Source organism: Staphylococcus sp. GDY8P85P (assembly GCF_017892405.1).
Classification (GTDB): Bacteria; Bacillota; Bacilli; order Staphylococcales; family Staphylococcaceae; genus Staphylococcus; species Staphylococcus borealis.
This window is the reverse complement of record NZ_JAESLA010000049.1, coordinates 25,621-33,811: the sequence shown is the minus strand read 5'-3', so window position 1 is coordinate 33,811 and position 8,191 is coordinate 25,621. Positions and strand designations below refer to the sequence as shown.

The 8,191-nt window shown below is 34.4% G+C and carries 6 protein-coding genes; all 6 read right to left on the bottom strand.

Going from position 1 to position 8,191, the window contains the following annotated elements:
- Positions 1-10: 10 nt before the first annotated feature.
- Positions 11-517, bottom strand: a complete 507-nt coding sequence (locus tag KA828_RS10665; RefSeq protein ID WP_210126206.1) for a 5' nucleotidase, NT5C type — start codon at positions 515-517, stop codon at positions 11-13.
- Between the two features lie 179 nt (positions 518-696).
- Entirely contained in the window at positions 697-1,752 is a 1,056-nt protein-coding gene (gene hisC, locus KA828_RS10660; protein ID WP_210126205.1) for a histidinol-phosphate transaminase, read from the bottom strand.
- 94 nt (positions 1,753-1,846) lie between these two features.
- Positions 1,847-3,361 carry a peptide MFS transporter gene (locus KA828_RS10655; RefSeq protein ID WP_075108247.1) on the bottom strand — a complete coding sequence of 505 codons (1,515 nt, stop codon included), beginning with the start codon at positions 3,359-3,361 and terminating at the stop codon, positions 1,847-1,849.
- A gap of 267 nt (positions 3,362-3,628) precedes the next feature.
- Positions 3,629-5,143: an ABC transporter permease/substrate-binding protein gene (locus KA828_RS10650; protein WP_210126204.1), complete on the bottom strand. Its 1,515-nt coding sequence runs from the start codon at positions 5,141-5,143 to the stop codon at positions 3,629-3,631.
- A complete protein-coding gene (locus KA828_RS10645; protein WP_210126203.1) occupies positions 5,140-6,108 on the bottom strand; it encodes an ABC transporter ATP-binding protein in 969 nt (322 codons plus the stop codon). Before KA828_RS10645 ends, KA828_RS10650 begins: the two co-directional genes overlap by 4 nt.
- Positions 6,109-6,406: 298 nt before the next feature.
- Complete coding sequence (gene recQ / locus KA828_RS10640; protein WP_107629644.1) at positions 6,407-8,185, bottom strand: DNA helicase RecQ; 1,779 nt, start codon at positions 8,183-8,185, stop codon at positions 6,407-6,409.
- Positions 8,186-8,191: the final 6 nt, after the last annotated feature.

Sequence of the window (8,191 nt, the reverse complement as noted above, 5' to 3'; positions counted from 1 at the left end):
GTCCAATTTATTATAGAGCCCCATTAACACGTTTAAAGCGTTCTTCATTAACATTATGAGACGCAGTAAACATGATTGGTTCTCCTTCAAAAATTTGTAATTGTCGAGGATTATCATCAATGAGATAATCTGTTTTTACTATATTTTTACGACCGCAAAAGATAAATTGTTGAGGGTCTAAAAATGGGAAGAACTCAAGTAACCATTCATATTTATCATGAAATGATGTTGGTACATCCATCGCCGCTGTTGCAATGTAAACATCGTAATGTTCTGTTAATTTCTCAACTACCTCTTGTGCATGTGGCATTACCTTTAGATTTCTAAAAAAGCCAGGCGCTCTTAAAATATCACGCACTAATCCATCATGTTCCGGTATCACGTTTTTAAGCTTTTGACCATTGAGCGACTCAACCGTGATCCCTAATTCAGTTTTAACATTAACCGCTTCAATAATGGCACCTAATGTGTCTGCTAAGACTTCATCCATATCAATAGCTATAGATTTTCTAGACATAATATCTCTCCCTTAATCATCACCTATATACTGTTAAAGTATAGCAAAAATTCAAAAGAGAGTGGTACAGAATTCATATCGAATTGATTGTACCACTCTCTTGCTATATTTAAATTTATAGCACTATCAGAACTGATTCAATTATCTTGCATCGAAAGCTTAATCCGTTAGATTCGTCTTTAATAATCAAAGTGTTTCAATACTTCTATCATCTTGTCATTTTGTTCTGGGAATCCGATTGTAATACGTACACCAGTTGGAAATGGTCGTGTAATACAACCAACATTTAATAATGCTTCGTATAATTCTTGTGCTTTGTTTGTGACCACAAATACAAAGTTCGTTTGACTTGGTAAGAAATGTTTACTTTGCGGTATAGCATAAAATTTCTGACGTTCGACAGCATTTTTAGCTGTAATCTCATTTAAATAGTCTTGATCTTCTAACGCTGCAATGGCGGCATATTCTGAAATACGAGTGACATTAAATGGTGGACGAATGATGTTCCATTTTTCAATTGCTTCATTCGTAGCAACAACATAACCTACACGTAATCCTGCTAAGCCATAAGCTTTAGAGAACGTTCTTAATAAAAATGCATTATCAAAACGTTCTTGCAATTTCAATGTATCAGGATAATCATTTGCCGTAACGAACTCGAAGTATGCTTCATCAATCAATACTGGTACATGACTAGGCACTTGTTCTAAAAAGTGTTCTAGTTCATCATGATTGAAATACGTTCCAGTTGGGTTGTTAGGATTACATAACCATACTAAGGCAGTATCTTCATCTACTTCTTTTATAATCCCATCTAAATCAAAGCCACCATCTTTCAATGGTACTTGGACAACATCAGCTGACTCTACAATCGCGTTGTGATAGTACTGACCAAATGTTGCTTCACTCGTTACAATCTTATCACCCGGTGTTAATACCGCTCTTGAAATCATCAAGATAACTTCATCTAACCCAGCACCAAATAGAATTCTAGACGCATCCACATTCAAGTGCTCACTAATCGCTTTGCGTAGTGATGGCGACCCAGTTTCCGGGTAGTAGAATAATTCATCTACGTGTGCTTGAACTGCTTCTTTTGCTTTTGGAGAAGGGCCATATAAATTCTCATTTGAGGCAAGTTTATATAGGTCCCCTTCAATGCCATGTTTTTCTTTAAGTGCTTGTGGTGATAAACCTGGTTGATACGCTGTTAATTGATTTAATTGTTGTTTCATTGCCAACCACTCCTTTTCATAAATATAAAATGTTTATTCAATCATAAACGATGTTGCCTTACACAATATCAAATTGCAGGACTGCTATCGTATCTTAATGTACGCCATTCATTGCTTTTTTAACAATTGGAGAAATCGCAACTAAGATCACACCAATGAGAAGTGTAAACAATCCAGAATATAAGAAGAATTCTTTTTCACTAATAATTTTAAATAGGACAACAATTTGACTATTGATACTTTGTGCAGTCGCGTTACTTAACATCCATAGTGCCATCATCTGTGCTGAGAATTTTGCAGGTGCTAATTTAGACGTTACTGATAACCCAACTGGTGAAATACATAATTCTCCCAATGTGATTAAGAAGAAACTTAACACCAACCAAATAGGATGAATCATTTGAACATGACTACTTAACGGTATAATCATGACTAAATAAGATAACCCAGCGAAAATTGCACCTAGTGCAAATTTGTATACTGTACTTGGATTATGCTTACCTAATTTCGTCCATATACTAGCAAAGATAGGTGCTAATATTATGATAAATACCGGGTTAATCGACTGGAACCACGCTGCTGGTATATGAAAATCGAGAACACCATTTGTCAGTTTAGCCAAACTTAGTTCTGTCTTCTGATCTGCAAAGTTAGCTAAAACTGTTGAACCTTGTTCTTGAATCATCCAGAATGCAACAGATGTAATAAATAACGGTATGTAACTATAAATTCTTGAACGCTCTTCTTTACGCGTCTTATGACTTGATAACATATAAACAAAAATACAAATCGGTAATACGATACCTACGAATGTAACAATCATACTAAAACTAGATAGACTTAATTGTCCAGTAAATTGCAAGATAAGTAGGATAATTGCGAAAATTAACACGATAATACCAGTAATAATTGATAACCTTTTGATTTCTTCTTTGCGAAGCGGATTAGGCACACTTAAACCAGCTAATCCTAAGTTCTTTTTATTGGTAATATAGTATGTCACTAATCCTACGAACATACCTACTGCAGCTACAGCGAAACCATAGTGAAATCCTAGTCTTGTTTGTAAATATCCTGTCGCAAATGGTGCTAAAAAACTACCTAGGTTAATACCCATATAAAAAATTGTAAATGCTGCATCTAAACGTCTGTCATTATGGTCATATAATTCTCCAACGGTAGTTGAGATATTAGGTTTCAATAAACCTGTACCAATAATAAGCAGTAATAATGCAATCATAACTACGGTTAAACTACCCGGTATCGTCAACAGAATATGTCCAAACATAATAAGTATGCCACCATAAAACAGAGCATGACGTGTGCCAATCATTCTGTCTGCAATCCAACCTCCGATGGTACCAGACATATAGATAAGTGCACCGTATAACGATACAATTTGTAGTGCTGTCCCTTGTGGTAAACCAAAGCCACCTTTACTAACAGAATAGTACAGATAATAAGCTAAAATGGCTTTCATACCATAGTAACTGAATCGCTCCCAAAATTCAGTAAAGAATAGTGTACTTAAACCTTTAGGATGACCGAAAAATCCTTTTTGAGGTACACTCTCCACTATTTCTTGTCTAGAATAGTTCTTTGTATTCATTTTCTCCCCCCTAAAACCATACACGCTAATTTTGTGTATTTATTCATTAGTGTAAATAAAATTAAATCAGATTACAATTGTCTATACGAAATTCTCACTAAAAAAAGAAGCAGGACAGAAATTGAAATCAATTCGTTGTCCCGCTCCCTGAGCATCATTTGTACTATGAGAAACTTAATGTTAGCGTTTTTCAGTCTAGCAATCATCAAAGGCACTTTTATCAAGTAGCCTTAAAATAATCGATGTGTCAATCGCTATACACTTCTTTTATTTGACTAAACCTTCTTGTTCAAGATAATGTTTTGCAACCTTATAAGGATCTTCATTTTTTACGGTAACTTTATAATTCATTTCTTGCATCTCTTCATCTGAAATTTTACCTTTTAACTTATTCAATGGTTTTTTAATTTCAGGATGTTCTTTTAAGAATTTCTCTTTAAACATCGGTGCACCTTGATATGGTGGGAAGACATGCTTATCATCCTTTAAAACGACCATATCATATTGTTTTAATTCCGCATCGGTTGAATACGCATCAATTAAATTGATATCGCCTTTTTCGACTGCAGTATATCGTAATTTTGGCTCCATTTTTTTAATATTTGATAAATCGAGTCCATAAGCTTTAGACACAGCTTTGTAGCCATCAGGACGGTCGTTAAATTCCATCGTAAATCCTGGTTTAAGTTTGTCCTCGACTTTTTGTAAATCACCTATCGTTTTAATATTATTCTCTTTAGCGAAATCCTTTTTTACTGCTAACGCATACGTGTTGTTGTACTTCATAGGTTCTAACATAGTCATGTCATATTTTTTCTCTAAACTTTGTTTAGCTTGTTGATATACAGCACCTTCTTTTTTAGATTTTAAATCTTCTTTCGTTAATTCTCCTAACACTGTACCTGTAAATTCTAAATAACCATCTATATCATCTGATTTCAAAGCATTGAAGAGGAATGATGTTTTCCCCATACCATCTTTAACATCAACTGTATTGTCTGTTTCATCTTCAATTAAAATTTTATACATATTTGTAATAATTGAGGGTTCTGAACCTAATTTACCTGCAAGCGTAATTGTGTCCCCTTTTTTCCCGAAAAGTGGTACAACAATGACCAATAATATAATAAGGATCATCACTCCAACAGTGATTAATAATTTCTTGTAAGACAATTTCTCCATATATCGCAATATCACATCAAACATAATAGCGAGTAATGCAGCAGGAATCGCACCAATAAGAATGAGTGATGCGTTATTACGGTCAATACCTAATAAGATTAAATCACCAAGTCCGCCTGCACCAATTAATGCAGCTAAAGTTGCTGTACCGATAATTAATACCATTGCTGTACGAATACCGGCCATCATCACTGGCATGGCAATAGGTAACTCAACTCTCGTTAATCGACGCATCGGTTTCATACCTATACCTTTAGCAGCTTCAATGAGTGATGGATCGACTTCTTTAATGCCTGTATATGTATTTCTTAAAATTGGTAACAAGGCATACACAACTAACGCGATAATTGCAGGAAGTCGACCAATACCAAAGATTGGAATCATCAAGCCTAATAATGCTAAAGATGGAATAGTTTGTAATATTGCCGCTATATTCATGATGACTTCAGACAAGCGCTTCGTTTTCGTTAAAGCAATCCCTAGTGGAACAGCGATTAAGATCGCGATTAATAATGCGATAAATGATATTTGAATATGTTCTACAATGGTTGTAAATACTTCGCCTTTACGGTCGTTGAGGGTGCTCAATAAGTCACTCATGCTTTACCCTCCTTAACGTAGTCATCTTGAGATAAAAATTTAAAGACATCTTCACGCTTTAAGAGAGACTGCGTAGAAGTTGATGCATCATTCACAATTACCGCTTCATGCTGTGCTAATTTCGAATAAATTGAACGTAATTGGACATCACTATTGATGATTGGGTAATCGTATTGCGTTTCTGTCTCTGTGAGCGGCGTTGTAATCTTTAAGTCTTTCAACTGCAATGTTTCTTGATTTTGATCTAAATGACTTCCCATAAATTCTTCTACAAATGCATTTTTAGGTTGATCTCGAAACGCTTGCGGTGTATCAATTTGTTCAACACGGCCATTGTTGAGTAAGCAAATTCGATCGCCTAACTTCATAGCTTCTTGTATATCATGTGTGACGAACACGATTGTCTTCTTTATTTGTGTTTGTAATGTTATTAAATCATCCTGTAGCTTTTCACGACTTATCGGGTCCAATGCGCTGAATGGCTCATCCATCAATATGACTGGAGGATCAGCAGCTAATGCTCTGATTACCCCAACTCTTTGGCGTTGGCCACCTGATAATTCATTTGGTTTACGATCACGATATTTTTCCGGTTCTAAACCAACCATTGTAAGTAATTCGTCTACACGTCGATCAATATCTTTGTCTTTCCATTTTTTCATCTGTGGCACTTGTGCAATATTTTCTTTAATTGTCATATGCGGAAAAAGTGCAATTTGTTGTAACACATATCCAATGTCCCATCGCATTTCATAAACGGGATAATCGCTAATGGGCTTATCTTTGAAATAAATATACCCTTCACTTAACGGAATTAGTCTGTTAATCATTTTCAAAGTGGTCGTTTTTCCACATCCAGATGGGCCGATGAGTACAAAGAACTCTCCTTCATTGATTTTGAAACTCACATTATCGACAGCTACATTATCGCCATAACGTTTGGTTACATTTTTAAATTCAATCATTTAGTCACCTTCATTTAATCTACCTATTTAAAATGTTTGCATTCTTATTCCCTATTTAAACATGTTTAATGATGAATTCATATTAAATTAGTCATATTATTGTAATTACATTCAAAAAATATAGCATAACAATATAAATAAAAAATAAAGAGAGTAGGATAGAATGTTTTGTGCATTCATTATCCCACTCTCAAGTAAATTGGAATGACTTTTCAATTCAGTTAGTTGCTATGCATTTACTCAGGCGCCTCATAACATTGTTTGTTCCAGGATCTCCTAATATATTTAGATGTTGCGTTTATATACTGGCTTTATAAGAGTGAATAGTTTCTAAGAATTTCGGACAATAATGTTTTAACTTGTAACTACCAACACCATCAATAGATATCATTTCTTGTTTAGATTCCGGTTTACGTTTAGCAAATTCTTCTAAGGTATAATCTGAAAAGATACTTACCGGCGCAATATTTAATTTCTCACTTAATTTACGACGTACTTCAACCAATTCACTGTATAATGCACGATCGACACCTTCAACTGTATTGATATAAACCTTCTCTTTAGATTTTTGTTTAAATGGTGTCGTAAATACTTTAATTTCATCATTAAGTAGCTTTTTAACACTTTCATCACATATCAATATTTCATCAAATTCATTTAAAAATCCTTTAAAGCGCAATTCGTCTATTAAATGACTTAATTCTGAAGTAGTATAATCTTTCATTAAGCCGTGTGTCGTCAACTTATCATAGTCATTATACTTAATATAATCACTTGTTTCTCCACGCAAGACTTGAATGATCACACTATAACTTTCTTTTTGACGCATACGTGCAATACAACTAATAATCATTTTAGCTTCTTGTGTCATATCATATGTTTTATTTTGTTGAATACAACTACTACATTGGCCACACTCTTCTAGCTTTTCATTGGGTTCAAAGTAATGAACGACTGTTGCTTCGAGACATTTTTTTGTTTTTGTGTATTGAATCATTTTAGTAAGTTTTTCACCCATTTTATCTTTGTAGTCCTCATCGGCCTGTGACACCGTAATAAAGTATTCATGTAAACCTTTATCACGCTCACTAAATAAAAGGATGCATTCACTTTCTAATCCATCACGCCCTGCACGGCCTGCCTCTTGATAATATGATTCCAGATCACCGGGCATATTGTAGTGTATGACGTATCTAACATTTGATTTGTCTATCCCCATACCAAACGCATTTGTCGCAATAACAACTTTAACTTTGTCATAGACAAATTCATTTTGAGCTGTCTCACGTTCTTTATTTGTTAAACCTGCATGATAAATAGCAGAAGAAACATTTATAACGTCAAGCGCTTCTTGTAACTCTTCAACTTGTTTACGTGTAGAACAATAGATTATACCCGCTTGTTCTTTATGCTTTTGCACATAGTCTACGACAAATTTTTGACGTTGATATGTAGGATTCACTTTAAAAATTAGGTTACGGCGTTTTGTACTCGTTTTTACTTCATCATGCCTATCGATGTTTAACTTTTCCATAATATCTTGTTGCACTTCTGCAGTTGCTGTTGCCGTCAGTGCGACAATTGTAAAGTTTTGGGGTAATGTGAATACTTTCTTAATCACACTTTGATAGCTAGGTCTAAAATCATGACCCCATTTAGATATACAATGGGCTTCATCAAATGCGATAAGATGAATATCAATACGACTTAATAAACTTAAAAAATATTGATTATCAAAACGTTCTGGTGCCACATATAAAAATTGAATATGACCCTTCATTAAATCATTTTCAATGTCTTTTTGTTGTTTCTTGGTTAAACTACTATTTAAATAGGCGGCTTTAATTCCCATAGCCTTAAGCTGATCGACTTGGTCTTTCATTAAAGAGATTAATGGACTAATGACAATCGTCGTTCCGCCCAACATTAAACCAGGCACTTGATAACAGATTGATTTCCCACCACCTGTAGGTAATACACCTAACACATTATGATGATTCATTATTTTAGTTATGATTTCTTTTTGCCCCGGTCTAAACTTCTCATAGCCAAAATAATGCGATAATGTTGCTTCCATACTTTA

Coding starts and splice junctions, on each gene's coding strand:
- hisC (WP_210126205.1), bottom strand. CDS start 1,752: ATGAAACAACAATTAAATCAATTAACAGCGTATCAACCAGGTTTATCA.
- KA828_RS10650 (WP_210126204.1), bottom strand. CDS start 5,143: ATGAGTGACTTATTGAGCACCCTCAACGACCGTAAAGGCGAAGTATTT.
- KA828_RS10655 (WP_075108247.1), bottom strand. CDS start 3,361: ATGAATACAAAGAACTATTCTAGACAAGAAATAGTGGAGAGTGTACCT.
- recQ (WP_107629644.1), bottom strand. CDS start 8,185: ATGGAAGCAACATTATCGCATTATTTTGGCTATGAGAAGTTTAGACCG.
- KA828_RS10645 (WP_210126203.1), bottom strand. CDS start 6,108: ATGATTGAATTTAAAAATGTAACCAAACGTTATGGCGATAATGTAGCT.
- KA828_RS10665 (WP_210126206.1), bottom strand. CDS start 517: ATGTCTAGAAAATCTATAGCTATTGATATGGATGAAGTCTTAGCAGAC.